The sequence below is a fragment of the Mastigocoleus testarum BC008 genome (assembly GCF_001456025.1).
Lineage (GTDB): Bacteria > Cyanobacteriota > Cyanobacteriia > Cyanobacteriales > Nostocaceae > Mastigocoleus > Mastigocoleus testarum.
Genome location: NZ_LMTZ01000015.1, coordinates 1 through 15,165, shown reverse-complemented (window position 1 = coordinate 15,165; position 15,165 = coordinate 1). Strand labels below are relative to the sequence as shown.

Sequence of the window (15,165 nt, the reverse complement as noted above, 5' to 3'; positions counted from 1 at the left end):
AAAATATCATCAGCAGCAAAAAAATATTTAAGTTGGTAAGAATATCTTCTCTTGTTTTTCTGATAACCCACAAAATGCAGCAGTATAATATTCAACTTTTGATCCGATTTGAAATGCCCTGGAAAAATAGTTAATTGAAATAAGGATAACTACTGACTCTAGTATTATATTATTCTTCATAATTAATTGAATACCAGAAAAAAATTACATAATCAGTAGAATTTTTATTGTTTTTTTAATAAAAAAATTAATTTTTGCTGTAGATATATTCTGTAATACCAAAATAAATATTCTTTTGGAGAGAATAAATAAAAATCAAAAAGATATAGTAAAGCTCATAGAAATCCCTGATTTAATTACTTTTCAGGTAGTATTCAATTCGTACAAGGCTTAAATTAATTTCAAGAGTCAATAGGACATTTTAGCTTTATATCTTATGGCCACTATGTATAGTAAAAAATACAACTCAGCACATATAATTCAAAGGAATAATAAGTATCAATTAAAGACACACAAATAAAGGTAAACAGGTATTGTAATATCAGTTAACTTACACATGCTGTATATGGATTTAAATCAAATACGACATTTATTTTTTTCTGTTGTATTACTTTACTAACAAAGTATCGACGAATTAAATCCTATTGATTTATTACTCACGACCAATTAACAACCACTAATTACCAGTTAACAATTAATAACCACCTATAATAATAAACCCTTCTCTTGCGACAAAAGAAGGGTAATTAATGAATTTCTCCATTAATATGAATATGCAACGAATATTTAGTTTTTAAACATTAGCTAATTTTCTTTTTTGTTGATTAATAACTAATTCGACCATCTGATTAATTGGCAATGAACAATCTTTTTGAGCAATCCAGTTTGGCATTTCCTGCCAGCAACTAGGACAAAACAAATAGACTTGGTTCCCACGAATGTGCCGTAGCATATTATCAGAACAACAAGGACAATTAATCATGTTAGCCTCGATTTTTATTAAGTAATATTTTGATGAACCGCTTAGTAGCCACCCACACTTCCAGGTTATAAGCGAAATATAAAGTTCGCGCCATAAAACATGCTGTTTCTTCAAGAAAGTTAATTACTTGATACCTAGCTTTACTAAATCATGAGTAAAATACTTCTTTTTATTGTAATTAACGTATTAAATAAAACTTCAAATTATCCAAAAAAATATAATACCAATTTCTAATACGGCAAAATAAGTAATATGCAAAAAAATAATAAATTAATCTGTCTCGAACAGACTTACGCAACACACTGTTACAGTGATTTAATTATTTATTTTGAAAAGTATTTTCGTTGAAGTGTTCTGAATCCTACATGAAAAAATAAATTCAGAATGTCTCCTAACTTTCTCGGTAGTGCATGAATACTACAGGGACAATTCTCAAAGTTTTTGCTAGCTGAGAAACGCGAAATTTTCTTTGGAGCGACCGCGGTAATTCTTTCCAAGTCACAGGGTAAAAACCAAAATGACTGTAAAAGTTTGCTAGTCGTTGTCCCAAACATTCTAAGTACAACGGTTGATCGCAGGATGAGATTAAGTGTTGGGTTAAAATGCTTCCCAAACCGCGTCTCCTCCAAGCAGGTACCACAAATAAGCTTCCTAACTCTTTGACTCCGGAATAGTCTCGTAATTGCCCACATGCAACGATATCCCCGGAACATTCAATCACCCAAAACTGTTGCCATCGAATTTGAGTAGGATCGAGTTTAGCCCTCAATACTAAAAATCTAATTGACCAAATATCAGAAGGTGTTGCTTGGCGGATAACACACCCATCAGGTAGCACTGACATACTACGAATTTAATATCCTCTAAAAAATACAGATAAACATGTATCTTCAATTGACTTTCGGAGATACCTGAACACTTACAGCGACATCTAATATATTAAAGGGAGAATATAAAAAAATAAGAATGATATGAAGCATACTAGACGACAGTTTACTCCTAGGTTATCATCTGTCAGTTGCTTCACTGCTTTACGTTTTAAATGTTATCAGCTTTTCACGATGTCAAACGAATTTACAAAATTAAGGGCGGACGATGGGACTCGAACCCACGAATGGAGGTACCACAAACCTCTGCCTTAACCACTTGGCTACGCCCGCCATATCTGAACGCACTATAGATAGTAACATACTTTCGCAAAATTGATCCATAGTTTTTCTCAGAATCGCTAAAATAAGTTGAATTATAGAATCAAATATCTAAAATTTGAGATCTGAAGCTTGAATCCCAAGCTGAAATTCCCAAGCTTAAACTTCTAAGCTTGATAGCCAAGGCAAAGACGTGATAACTAGAGATTAAAAATATCCAAAACCTGAAAACTGGAAAAAATGAAACTTTTAAAGATTATTGCTGGTACCGCAGTCGTTGGATTGACATTGTTAGGTCTATCTATGGCGACGACCAATCCCTCTCAAGCAGCATATGAGAAGTATGCTAGTCAGCGCTTGACTAAGTACCTGAAGGATAATGTGTGCGGTAAGTCCAAAAATTTTCTGGATAATTTGCCCATTAAACTTGATTCTCAGTGCGACAATTTACTAGATTCTGCGAATCCGCAAGTTCAAGAAATTATTTCCAGAACGACTCAAAGACAAAATTTTATAATTTTTAGCATTTATCATACGGACTTAAAGCTGGAATCTTTGTCCTTAATTCCCGGCTATAAGTTTGAAAGTGTTGGAGCATTCAACAATTTTTACATCTATAAAGCCCAACGGCAGTAAAAAATATCGCAATTATATTTGTTGCCATTTAATTAGCAATGGTTTAATAAAGTATTAGGGAATAATTACTAACTTCTTTAGTTACAAAAATAGCTGAGGTCTTAAGGTTGTAAAGTAACTATTGATACGAGATACTGTTGTGGCTGTCTTGTGTGACTTTCTATTGAAATAAAATTATTTTTGAGTGGGACATTAAATCAATTGCGCTTAAGGGGATTCGCTGCTATAGTAATATTCCTAATGTACTTACATATCTGTAACCATATCTGACTACAAGTGCTAATTGCCGAAATAAGATTTTTTATAATTGCCAAAATTTTGAATATGATTAGTTAGTATTAGGCAATTGCAAAATTTATTAGAACATTTATCATTAGATAATTTTTGAATAGAAGATTTAATTGTATATTTATCATTTAGTTATTGCCGAAAAGCTTGGATAGCTGGATTGTCTAGGAATAATATACTCACTAAAATAAGTTCTTAAGAACTAATTATTTTCTGCTTACATCAAGTCATAGTAAATTCATTTAACAATATAGCAATCCTGACTGAAACCTAAGAAAACATGTAGACAATAAAGAAGTACTTACAAGGGTTTCATCCACATGCTAGTGCGCGAACAGCGATTTTATTCCTCGTGAATAATTTCGGATTTCTATAGTTTTTATAGTCGAAATACTAAATCTAATTATAGATATTTTTCTTTTTTTACTGTTTAATTTACATGTAAACAATGCTTAATAGCAGCTTTCCATTGGAACAGTATTTGTGTGTTTAATTCAAGGCTATAGAAGATGTCAGAATGTTAAATATTTGAGAGAGATTTTGCTTTAAAAGTTTTGATTGTATATACTTAGCTTCATTAATCTTGGATAGACAAATAAGCTTATTACTGCACGGGTAAAAAGTATAATTGTTTTCATTAGATAAAAACTATAATAATTAGTATCATTTGTTTCATGACTAGTGGGACAGATACCTGAATATTGCGAGTAAAAAGGCTATGCTTATTTATTAAATTAATGTAGATGTAGATAAAGTGGAAATTATATGTCAGAATCAAAACACAAATATCAAATTAATTTTATACTTACCGGATAGAATTCTGAAATTTTGATATAAAAGAAGCTGAAACTCGCAAATAAATACGCGTTCGAGTCCATCTCCAACTATTAGTGAAACATCCATTTACACCACAGTCGTCGGGATATTTATTGGTATATCACGGAAGCCGCGATCCTCGTCCAGAAAGTGCAATGCAGCAACTGGCAGGTAAAATATCTCAGAAATTGAGAAGTTATCCTGCACGTGATACAAATAGCTCTGTTGTATCAACACTAAAGCATGAACTATCTGTAGGGACAGCATCTTTAGAGTTTGCTTCACAACCTTTGCACTCGCAAATTATTGACTTTGCTCGCAATGCAGCTAGTAAAGGATGTAGTTGCTTGCAAATATTACCTTTGTTTCTACTTCCAGGAATACATGTCATGGAAGATATTCCAACAGAAGTCTCACAAGCGAAAGCAGTACTTGGTGAAGATATTGTTATTAACCTACAGCCGTATTTAGGTTCTCACCCTGGTTTAGAAGGGTTGGTAGCAAATCAATTGTGTATCAACCGAGCAGACGCAACCATTTTACTGGCTCACGGTAGTCGTCGTCAGTCAGCAACAATTTTGATCGAACAAATATCAGCAAAATTAGGTTTAGTAACTGCTTACTGGGCTTCACCACCAAGTTTGGAATCGCAGGTTACCGATCTATTTTCTATGGGTTGTAGAAAAATTAATGTTGTACCTTACTTTTTATTTGCAGGCGGAATAACCGATACAATTGCTCGAACGATAGAAAAGTTGAAACTAAATTTCCCTACGATTAGCTTCCAACTATCTAAACCTCTAGGAGCGAGTGCAGAAATAATCGAACTAATTTGGGATTTAATGGAAAGATGAACGGCTCAGTCACACAGGGAAAACAATCCTTGAGAAAAGTTTATTTGGTAGGTGCAGGTCCAGGCGATCCAGGACTGATGACCCTTAAAGGTAAAGGTATTCTCGAATGTGCAGATGTAGTTATTCATGATGCCTTAGTTAGCCCTCAAATTTTAGCAATGATTAACCCTCAAGCCGAAAAAATTAATGTGGGAAAGCGAAAAGGGAGACATTCCCAAGCGCAAGAAAAAACAACACAGTTGTTGATTGATAAAGCCCGAGAAAATGCCATCGTGGTTAGACTCAAGGGCGGAGACCCATTTATTTTTGGTCGTGGTGGTGAGGAAATGAAAGCATTAGTCGAAGCAGGAGTATCAGCGGAAATCGTACCTGGTGTTACCTCAGGAATTGCAGCTCCTGCTTATGCTGGTATCCCTCTAACCCATCGACTTTATAGCTCTTCAGTCACATTTGTTACTGGTCATGAGGCAACCGGTAAATATCGTCCAGAAATAAATTGGAATGCTATAGCTTGTGGTTCGGAAACCATAGTGATTTATATGGGGATTCACAACTTACCCCACATCGTTCAACAATTGATTAATGCTGAATTAAGTTTAGATACTCCCGTTGCTCTTATTCGTTGGGGTACGCGACCAGAGCAGGAAGAATTAATTGGTGAGTTAGGGACAATTCTGGAACAAGTAAAAACTGTAGGTTTTGAAGCTCCAGCTATTGTGGTGATTGGTGCAGTCGTGAAAATGTACGGTTTACTGTCTGTTTTGACCTAATCTTTGCAGTTTGATAATAAGCGAATAGATGGTAAGCTATCCCACGGCTAGCATATGAGTGGACAATGTTAAACCATGAAGACTGAGGAATTTCAAGTACTATTCCTTAATTTTGCAATACGCACAACGGCGTTTAGCAAGAGCTAATCTTCTTGGTATCCGGAGAAATAAGCGAGATAAATAAGTATTTTTTTGAAGACGTTCGCACAGAACGATCGAATTAGAATTAGGATCTAAGTGGTTTAATGTCTTAAAATTAAGTTACATTTAATTAAGATTCTTACTAAAACTCTGAACATGTTATAGGAATATTAAACTCTGTAACAGTTCAGTTGGAACAGTTGTATTAAATAAAGTGGAATTATAAACATCCGTTTAACAGCATAGTAACAGGGAAATATATTCCTATATTCCTTCAAGTGCTATTGCTGATTAGTTGTATCAGCATCTAGAGGCAAATTAAAATGAAATTCTCCTGGAGAGTCCTAGTACTTTGGACATTGCCTGCTTTGGTAATTGGCTTTTTCTTTTGGCAGGGGGCTTTTAGTAGTTCTCCAGCTGATTTAACTAAAAACACAGCCAGTACCCGTATGACCTATGGGCGCTTTCTGGAATATCTGGATGCCGAGCAGATATCCACCGTAGATTTTTATGAAGGTGGAAGAACGGCCATTGTACAAACGAAGGATCCAGAACTTGATAATCGTTTGCAGCGAGTTAGGGTAGATTTGCCTATTAATGCTCCCGAGTTAATTGAGAAGCTTGAGGAGAAAGGAGTCAACTTTGCTGCTCATCCCATGCGCAATGATGGAGCAATTTGGGGACTATTGGGCAATCTAATTTTCCCAATTTTACTCATTACCGGTTTATTCTTCTTGTTCCGTCGTTCTAGCAATATGCCCGGTGGTCCCGGTCAAGCAATGAACTTCGGTAAATCCAAAGCGCGTTTCCAAATGGAAGCTAAAACCGGAGTAAAATTTGATGACGTTGCAGGCATTGAGGAAGCAAAAGAAGAACTACAAGAAGTAGTTACCTTCCTCAAGCAACCAGAAAGATTTACAGCAGTAGGCGCACGCATTCCCAAAGGCGTATTGTTAGTAGGACCTCCGGGAACTGGTAAAACATTATTAGCTAAAGCGATCGCTGGTGAAGCAGGCGTACCTTTCTTCAGCATTTCCGGTTCTGAATTCGTGGAAATGTTTGTTGGTGTTGGTGCTTCCCGAGTTCGCGATCTATTCAAAAAAGCTAAAGATAATGCACCATGTATTATCTTTATCGATGAAATTGACGCAGTTGGAAGACAGCGTGGTGCTGGTATCGGTGGTGGTAATGACGAACGGGAACAAACCCTCAACCAATTATTAACCGAAATGGATGGTTTTGAAGGTAATTCCGGTATCATTATTATTGCTGCAACCAACCGTCCCGATGTTTTGGATGCAGCACTATTACGTCCCGGACGTTTTGATAGACAGGTTACAGTGGATGCACCAGATATTAAAGGACGCTTGGAAGTACTTAGAGTTCATGCTCGTAATAAAAAGATTGACGAAAGCGTTTCTTTGGAAACCATTGCTCGTCGGACTCCAGGATTTACCGGTGCTGACTTAGCCAACTTGCTTAATGAAGCAGCCATTCTCACCGCTCGTCGTCGTAAAGAAGCTATTACCCTGTTAGAAATTGATGATGCGGTTGACCGGGTAGTCGCTGGGATGGAAGGTACTCCATTGGTAGATAGCAAGAGTAAACGCTTAATTGCTTACCATGAAATAGGACATGCTTTAGTTGGTACTTTACTTAAGGACCACGACCCAGTACAGAAAGTTACTTTAATTCCTCGCGGTCAAGCACAAGGGTTAACTTGGTTTACCCCCAGTGAGGAATCAGGTTTAATTACTCGTTCTCAACTTAAAGCGAGGATTACAGGTGCTTTGGGTGGTCGTGCAGCCGAAGACGTAATTTTTGGTAGAGATGAAATTACTACTGGTGCCGGAAATGACCTGCAGCAAGTAACAGGTATGGCACGACAAATGGTAACTCGTTTTGGGATGTCTGACTTGGGACCACTTTCTTTGGAAAGTCAGTCAGGAGAAGTTTTCTTAGGACGTGACTGGATGACTCGTTCGGAATATTCTGAGTCGATTGCAGCCCGTATTGACAGTCAAGTTCGCACAATTGTTGATGAGTGTTACAAATCAGCGCTCGACATAATGCGCAATAATCGTTCTTTAATGGATCGAGTTGTGGATTTGTTAATCGAGAAAGAAACTATCGACGGAGATGAATTTCGACAAATTGTGTCTGAGTATGCAGAAGTACCAGATAAACCACAGTTTGCACCAAGCTTGTAGTTTATTTTATTAAGAATTTGATGGCAGGGGTACGACAATGTCGTGCCCTTTTCTTATGACTATTAAACTTTTGACTTTCAACTTGCGTGTAGCGCTATATTTACGGTTATAGCACTATGAAGAAGCTACATTAGGACATATATTACCCGCTTAAGCCATACGTGTTAGGCTTATGTCCTACGGACAAGCTATGCTAATGACTTTTTACTTGCGTGTAGCGCTATATAACCTAATACCAATTCAAAAGATAAAAACATGATGTTTTGTATTAGATTTATATGAGTTTCTCAGGTTAAAAATCCGAGAATAAAGAATTATCATAATTAAGTAGCTAAATAAGGTTTCCTCAGAAAAAATTTTTTCAAGTAATTGAAAAAGTAATTCGTCACCATTTCCAGAAATAAAAAAATCAGAAATAAAAATAACTATCTGTTTTTTGTGCTGGAAGATTACTTTCATTGGTAATCTGTGAAGCGATATTAATTCAGAAATCATTGCTACAGACTCATATCAAATCTTCTTAGGTGGTTAAAGCCCCAGCAAGTTGCTTGCTCTCACAGCTGCACTTGTTGAGGTTTTTATTTTTGGTTTTGAATCAAATTTAATCAGAATAAAACTTTGATTTACATAAACACTTTAATTTACATAATCTTGTAGATATTCATAAGGCTTATTTAATTCACCATTCAAAGCAATTGTTCCTTTATAAATCATCCGACTATCGCTTTGATTTAATTCTGACCATACTGTTGAGATTAGTTGATTACCAAAATCTTCTGAAGCATCCCTCGGTAATTCATTAGGTAAATTATCTACTGCCATGACATCAATGCAGTTATTTTGGAATGGCTCAGCTTCCTGAAATGATAAGGGGTCATAACCATAAATCGGCTCGGTAATAGAAGAAGCTCTAATTGTCGAAGGGATGGAAGAATCTGGAGCAATATCACAAGTGACATCGGCAATCACCCGAATAGTAAAATTCTCATGCTTCATATCTTCTTTGCTAAAGAAAACTGGAATGCGTTTATCCCAATAGATACCATTCAGCATAATATTTGCAGTATGGGTGTAAGGCTGGAAGCAAGAAATGTATTGTTCGGGATGTTGATAATAATGATGCTCATCAAAGGAAGTTTCTCCTTCCTGGCGATACATATCCTTAACCCCTAGCTGTGTGTAAATAGGTTCGGCTTTGTTGTTCTCGAGAAATTCTTGAGGTGAAATCCTTTTGATTCCCATCAAGTCTAAAGTTTCAGTCGCACCATTACCAACCCTACCTTCTCCAGTAACAACCAACTTTATATGAGAAAGAGGTAAATTTTGATAATAAGTTTGAGCTTCAGCCCAGTCATGACATTTGTACATGGGTTTGAGATTAAACTTTCCCTCACGTCTTCCCCAGGTGAGAATGGCATTATGAGCTCCAACAATTCCAGCCCAGCGTCCAAAAGCAATTACTCGTTTACCGCCTGTATTTCGCAGACATTCATAATCAATCAAGCGAATTTTCTTCTGCAAGATTGAACGTAAAAGCTCGCGGTTGTATGGTTGCTTTTTAATCGTGTGAGAGAAAAATAGATAGGTTTTCTGGGGTATCAGCATTGAAATGGGAACTTCTTTGACCCCTAACAACAGTTCGCATTCTGAAAGATTTTCCTCGATCCGAATACCTTGACTTTGATATTCTTCGTCTCTAAAGCAACGATCTGGACTCGGCTGGACAAATATTTCTAAGTTTTGATATTTATCTTGTAAATCTCGGCATTGCTTTGGTGTGAGTGCAACTCTAGTATCAGTTTTGGCTTTACCTTCTCGAAGAATTCCTACTTTCATAGAATCTAATTGTTTAACTGTGAATGTTTCTCTCTTTTTTTACATACCCTATCTTTCTGTACCCACCATTCTGGAATATATTTAGTATCAAGTTCTAAATTTCCAATAATTCTTCCCTGATAATAAATTTTTTTATTTTCATCAAAAGTGAATATTGCATTCCATAATGATATCTCATTCTTATTTATATTCGCGTTACTATAACCGGGGATATAGCAAAAGAAATCTTCTTCACCAACACGTTGACCATAAGTTACAAACCCTCTATTTTCATAAATTACCTCATAAGATGTTCCTGCTTTTAAGGTGCCAATATTATTGATACCTTGCTTAAAATAAACTACAAATAGTTTGCCAGATTTTATATGGTCGATAATAGACCTGTCCATAAATTAAATTTGCAGAAAGATAGAATGTAAAATTTTATATTTTATAGAAAAAAGCCTATGGAATATAACTTTGAAATCTTTTACAACATAAGAAATAATATCCATGCTTAAAATTTGAAAATCCTATCTTTTTTCTCTAAACTATCATCAACTATCTTAAACCCTAATTCCTACGTTGATTGAATACATATGAATAATCTTTGAAATGCTTGTACAGCATGGATTATAAATTTATGGACGAGTCTAATATATTGAGTTCCTGGAGGTTTAGTTATTGGAGTAGTTTTTAAAGGTTCAGGTATTAGAGTAGGTTTTGGAAGTTCAGTTGTTGGAGTAGGCTTGGGATATTCAGGTTTTGAAGGTAACGGAATTTTTATACCCAACCACAAAATCATTAATAATATAACTAAAGATATAAAGGCTGAAAAAGTAAGTCTATTTGGCAAGTCTTTTTTTGGGTTATTCTGTGTATCTAGTTTTGTTTTAAGTTGTTCTGGTTTAGATTGTTTATATTTTAATTCTTGAGCAATTTCCCTTAAATAGGTATTTCTAGGATTTATTTTGAGTGCACCATTAATTAAATCATCAATCCGGCCATTAGCACACGCATATTTTATTAAGTCATGTGTATTTTTTTGTAGGTTACCATCTTGGGTAATTTCATTTAGATTTTTATCCAACCCATACGATACCAATTAAAGCATATTGTAATTTTTTACGCTCTTCACCAGATAAACGCATATTCTTATAGCTAATTATATTAAAAATTAAAAATTTGAAGCGAATGAGGAATTGCTGTTGCTGACTGACATTTATTAATGAATTGCTGAGAATTAATGTTCAAAAATTAATCACAGGATTTAGAAATTTAACAAAGCTTAAATCTGCAGCCGAGTAGCACATCATCAACACTGCTGAGGTAACAAAATCAAGTGTAAGTAATTAATTTAATACTGGTGTGATTTCCTTTTGCATGATGATTTATCCACAGTTCCATTTCTAACGAAATGCGAATACTTAATTGAAGTACACTCATAGGAACAATTACATAATTTCAAATTTAAGTTTAGCTACGCATTTATGAAATGACAAGCGTAAAATAAATCACAAACAATATTGTTCGCATCTATTTAGGCTAAAACAACAGAAAGATTAAGTTGTGGGAAACTTTTAAGATCGCCTTTTTCATACTGTAAAAATCAGATTTTAACTTGCTTTAAATCTAATTCCCGAACAAAAATTTCATCAATTGGCAACATCTCACCATCAGTTGTCATAAATTTATGGTCTTTTGTCGCCCGAATTGTCGAACCATCTTCTAACTCATATTCAAAAACTTCTTGTTGTCCGCGATTATGCCATTGAGCAATGGGTTGGGTGTAAATATTGCCATTCCTATCAACACTATAAACATTACACTCAATACCTTTTTCCACAATTGCCCCAATTGGCATAAAACCATATTCAACCGTTAAAACTTCTGTATCGTAGGTTAAACAATATTCGGCAAACTTCACCATTTGGTCGAATAACTGCTCGGCAATTTTTTTATTCACACCATTTTTTGCCGAACCATCAATAAAAATTTCTCGATGCTTCTGCATCTCTTTGAGTTTCTTTTTACCCATAGCGCGGCGCAACAAATCCGCTTGTCCCAAGGAATATCCAGCCATATCCTGAGCAATTTTCATAATTTGCTCCTGATAGACCATAATTCCATAGGTCTCATCCAAAATTGGTTCTAAGATTTTATGTTCGTAATCAATTTCTTCGCGACCGTGTTTGCGATCAATAAAGTGGGGGATTAATCCTGCATCCAAGGGTCCCGGTCGATAAAGTGCCAAAATTGAAGATATATCTTCGATGTTAGAAGGCTTCAAATCTCTCACAATTTGACGCATCCCTGAAGATTCTAACTGAAAAACACCTTCTAACTCTCCTGCTTCTAAAAGGTTGTAAGTTTTCTGAACATCTTTTGGTAAGGTTTTATGTTCGCCTTTTTCTAGAATTTTTTGTGCTTTCCTTGCTTGAGTAGTGATATCGTAGGCGTCAATTTTACAATTGTGATTTTGTTCGATTAAATCAAGAGTTTTCTGAATCATAGTTAAATTTTTCAGACCCAGAAAATCCATTTTTAACAAACCCAGTGCTTCTAAATCTTCCATATAGTACTGAGTAATTACAGAACCATCATTATTTTTTTGTAACGGTACGATTTCATCTAGGGGGTCGGCGGAAATTACTACCCCAGCAGCATGAACGCCAAAAGTTTTGTTTGTCCCCTCAATCCGGATCGCCATATCAATCCAATGACGAACATGAGGTTCGTTATCATATCTTTCTTTAAATTCTGGTTCTGGGGTATCATCAGAAATCATTTTTTGCAGCTTGGCTGGCTTACCCCTTGCAACCGGAATCATTTTTGCCATTTTGTCAGATTCGCTGTAAGGAATATTGAGCACCCTTGCCACATCTTTCAATACCGCCTTGGAAGTCATACGGTTGAAAGTAATAATTTGAGCTACCTTATCCTCTCCGTAGGTACGCGTAACATAATCAATAACTTTGTCACGTTGTTCGATACAGAAATCCGTATCAATATCAGGCATAGATTTCCGTTCCGGGTTGAGAAATCTTTCAAACAGCAAACCATGATGCACTGGATCGATATTAGTAATACCCATGGTGTAAGCTACCAACGAACCTGCAGCCGAACCGCGACCCGGACCAACAGGGATACTACTATCCCGAGCAAATTTAATGTAATCCCACACCACCAAAAAATAAGTTGAAAATCCCATTCGCTGAATCATTTTCAACTCGTATTCCAACCTTTCTTTATAAGAAAGAGGTACTTCTTGGCGATGTTTGCAATTCAGTTTTTCTAGTAAACCTCCCCAAGAAACTTCTTCGACGTAGGTATCGGCAGTATGTCCTGAAGGAATGGGAAAATGAGGAATGCGCGGTTCTCCAAGAATATTGTAAGGTTCGATTTTCTCCGCTACTTCCAACGTGTTGTTTATCGCTTCTTCAATGATATCTGAAGGTAAATGATCGCGGAATAGCTGTTTCATTTCCTCAGCAGATTTGAGATATTCTGTACCGCTGTAACGCATGCGGTTATCTTCAAAAATCTTTTTACCTGTTTGAATGCACAATAAAGCATCGTGAGCTTCTACGTCATAACAAGAAATAAAATGGGAATCGTTGGTTGCAATAACTTTGATATCTAATTCTTTCGCAATTTTAACGATTTCGACATTCACAACTCGGTCTTCCCGAGAACCATGGTCTTGAATTTCTAGATAATAATCTTCACCAAAAACATCTTTGTACCATTTTGCAACTTTACGTGCTGCATCTGGTCTACTACTAAGAATTGCTTGGGGAACTTCTCCACCCAGACAAGCACTCGTAACTATCAAATCTTGATGATATTCTTTTAATAATTCTTTATTAATGCAAGGTCGGGAAAAAATACCCCTACCCTGTACGCCTTTGAGGTGAGAAGTCGTAGTTAATTTAACTAAATTCTTATAGCCCTGAGTATTTTTAGCTAAAACAACTTGGTGGTAACGAGGACGGCGTTCTTGTTTCGTTATATCGCCGTTAATAATATACATTTCATTGCCAATAATTGGCTTGATATTTTTGCCACGACAAGTTTTGATTAACTCGATCGCGCCGTACATTACACCGTGGTCCGTGAGTGCGATCGCCTCCATTCCTAATCCAATAGCCTTATCTATCAAATTAGGCAATTGGGATGCTCCATCAAGTAAACTATAGTCGCTATGAATATGTAAAGGAACAAAGGACATATTGTTTCACCCGGCACTCAAAAACCACAAGTGTTTTCCAGAGTAGCGTATGTTGGAGATTAGGGCTATAAGTTTATCTTAATTTAGATTTTCTCCAAAAAACTTCAATGTTTCGAGGTGCGAAGCAAGCATGGAGAAAGATTTAGTAAATGCACCTATCATCAGGACTAAACAATGAATAAAATCAATTCAATTACCAGACAACAGTCAGATGCAGGACTTTACAAGTAAATGAAGTACATTTTCCCTGCTCCTACATTATTAAAGATGTGAGATCTACCTCACTTAAAATTAAATCGGCTGTATGCACTTAAAGGACAGTTCGAACAGGTATTTAGTGATATCAACTGATTCAGATTATGTAGGATTACAAGATAATTAAATTTTGAGATAGATAAATAATGAATTTACCGGGGGAAAAGAGAAAGTCGACTGGAGAAAACCGAAAAACGAAAAGTTATTTTATCACCTCCAAATTTCAAAACGTTTGTTCTAAATAATTTCTGATTTAACTTCATCAATAGAGTTTATTTTTTTGAACCTTTTACTTACACCATTGACATGATTTTAACTACATGATTTTAACTATAAATTTAATTTTAATGTGGTCCTTTTGCATCACATTCTTTAGCCCAACATTTTTTAAGAAACTCAATCCGATGAATCAAAGCAAAACGTTGAGGATGAATTATAAAATGTTTTTGACGACTAAATACTGGTTGTTGAAGATATTCCCAAAACGGAAAAGGAATTTTGATCCTTTCTGAATTCATTTCCATCGCAAACTACTATAAATTTTAAATTGTTACTAAAAACGATCGTAAATATCAGTACAAAAACAAGTACGAATAAATAACAAGTTATATATTACACATTCTTTGAATAGCTTGACCTTGTGGCAATTGCTGAATATTGGGATATTAATTTATAGTCTGATATTAAGTGAATGCAATGAAATTTTAGTCAAAATGTATTTCTTCGAGGAATATACCCAAAGTTTTTCCACAGGGTCGTTCAAGAGTTAATAAAATATTACTGAGATATATCATAGATAATTTATATCGTAGCGATTACAAAAAACTATTATTAATAGTGTTTATATCGATTGTGGACCGTAAATTAACTGAAGATATAGGGATATCATATTTAATTTTTGATAAATAAAATAATTTAACTGTTTTAAGCCACTATTTTGAGCAATACAACCCATCTTCCGCACTCTAACTGTCACAATCGGTAATTACTTAAATAAATCAATAATAAAAGAGTAAAAA

At 35.4% G+C, this 15,165-nt stretch carries 10 protein-coding genes and 1 tRNA gene; 4 read left to right on the top strand and 7 right to left on the bottom strand.

Annotated elements, in window-relative coordinates:
- Positions 1-1,373: 1,373 nt before the first annotated feature.
- A complete protein-coding gene (locus tag BC008_RS04245; RefSeq protein WP_407657019.1) occupies positions 1,374-1,826 on the bottom strand; it encodes a GNAT family N-acetyltransferase in 453 nt (150 codons plus the stop codon).
- A 243-nt stretch (positions 1,827-2,069) separates the two neighbouring features.
- Positions 2,070-2,142, bottom strand: a tRNA-His gene (locus BC008_RS04240).
- 228 nt (positions 2,143-2,370) lie between these two features.
- Between BC008_RS04240 and BC008_RS04235 the strand changes: the two genes are divergently transcribed.
- The 4 genes from BC008_RS04235 (at position 2,371) to ftsH2 (ending at position 7,845) form a co-directional block, all read left to right on the top strand.
- Entirely contained in the window at positions 2,371-2,766 is a 396-nt protein-coding gene (locus BC008_RS04235; RefSeq protein WP_027845288.1) for a DUF4359 domain-containing protein, read from the top strand.
- A gap of 1,259 nt (positions 2,767-4,025) precedes the next feature.
- Positions 4,026-4,724 (top strand): sirohydrochlorin chelatase, encoded by a 699-nt coding sequence (locus BC008_RS04230; RefSeq protein WP_058183199.1) that lies wholly within the window; start codon positions 4,026-4,028, stop codon positions 4,722-4,724.
- On the top strand, positions 4,721-5,494 hold the full coding sequence (gene cobA / locus BC008_RS04225) for a uroporphyrinogen-III C-methyltransferase (protein WP_027845286.1): 774 nt from the start codon (positions 4,721-4,723) through the stop codon (positions 5,492-5,494). Before BC008_RS04230 ends, cobA begins: the two co-directional genes overlap by 4 nt.
- 464 nt (positions 5,495-5,958) lie before the next feature.
- Positions 5,959-7,845: an ATP-dependent zinc metalloprotease FtsH2 gene (gene ftsH2 / locus BC008_RS04220; protein WP_027845285.1), complete on the top strand. Its 1,887-nt coding sequence runs from the start codon at positions 5,959-5,961 to the stop codon at positions 7,843-7,845.
- Positions 7,846-8,481: 636 nt separating this feature from the next.
- On the opposite strand, the gene BC008_RS04215 is transcribed toward ftsH2, so the two are convergent.
- The 5 genes from BC008_RS04215 to BC008_RS50295 all read right to left on the bottom strand — a co-directional run bounded on the left by BC008_RS04215 (position 8,482) and on the right by BC008_RS50295 (position 14,664).
- On the bottom strand, positions 8,482-9,681 hold the full coding sequence (locus tag BC008_RS04215; RefSeq protein ID WP_027845283.1) for an NAD(P)-dependent oxidoreductase: 1,200 nt from the start codon (positions 9,679-9,681) through the stop codon (positions 8,482-8,484).
- Between the two features lie 5 nt (positions 9,682-9,686).
- Positions 9,687-10,070 (bottom strand): hypothetical protein, encoded by a 384-nt coding sequence (locus tag BC008_RS04210; protein ID WP_027845282.1) that lies wholly within the window; start codon positions 10,068-10,070, stop codon positions 9,687-9,689.
- 170 nt (positions 10,071-10,240) lie between these two features.
- Positions 10,241-10,765, bottom strand: coding sequence for an effector-associated domain EAD1-containing protein (locus BC008_RS04205; RefSeq protein WP_027846520.1), 525 nt, complete (start codon positions 10,763-10,765; stop codon positions 10,241-10,243).
- 504 nt (positions 10,766-11,269) lie between these two features.
- On the bottom strand, positions 11,270-13,891 hold the full coding sequence (locus BC008_RS04200; protein ID WP_027846521.1) for a trans-splicing intein-formed DNA polymerase III subunit alpha N-terminal partner DnaE-N: 2,622 nt from the start codon (positions 13,889-13,891) through the stop codon (positions 11,270-11,272).
- Between the two features lie 599 nt (positions 13,892-14,490).
- Entirely contained in the window at positions 14,491-14,664 is a 174-nt protein-coding gene (locus BC008_RS50295; RefSeq protein ID WP_201026078.1) for a hypothetical protein, read from the bottom strand.
- Between the last annotated feature and the right edge of the window lie 501 nt (positions 14,665-15,165).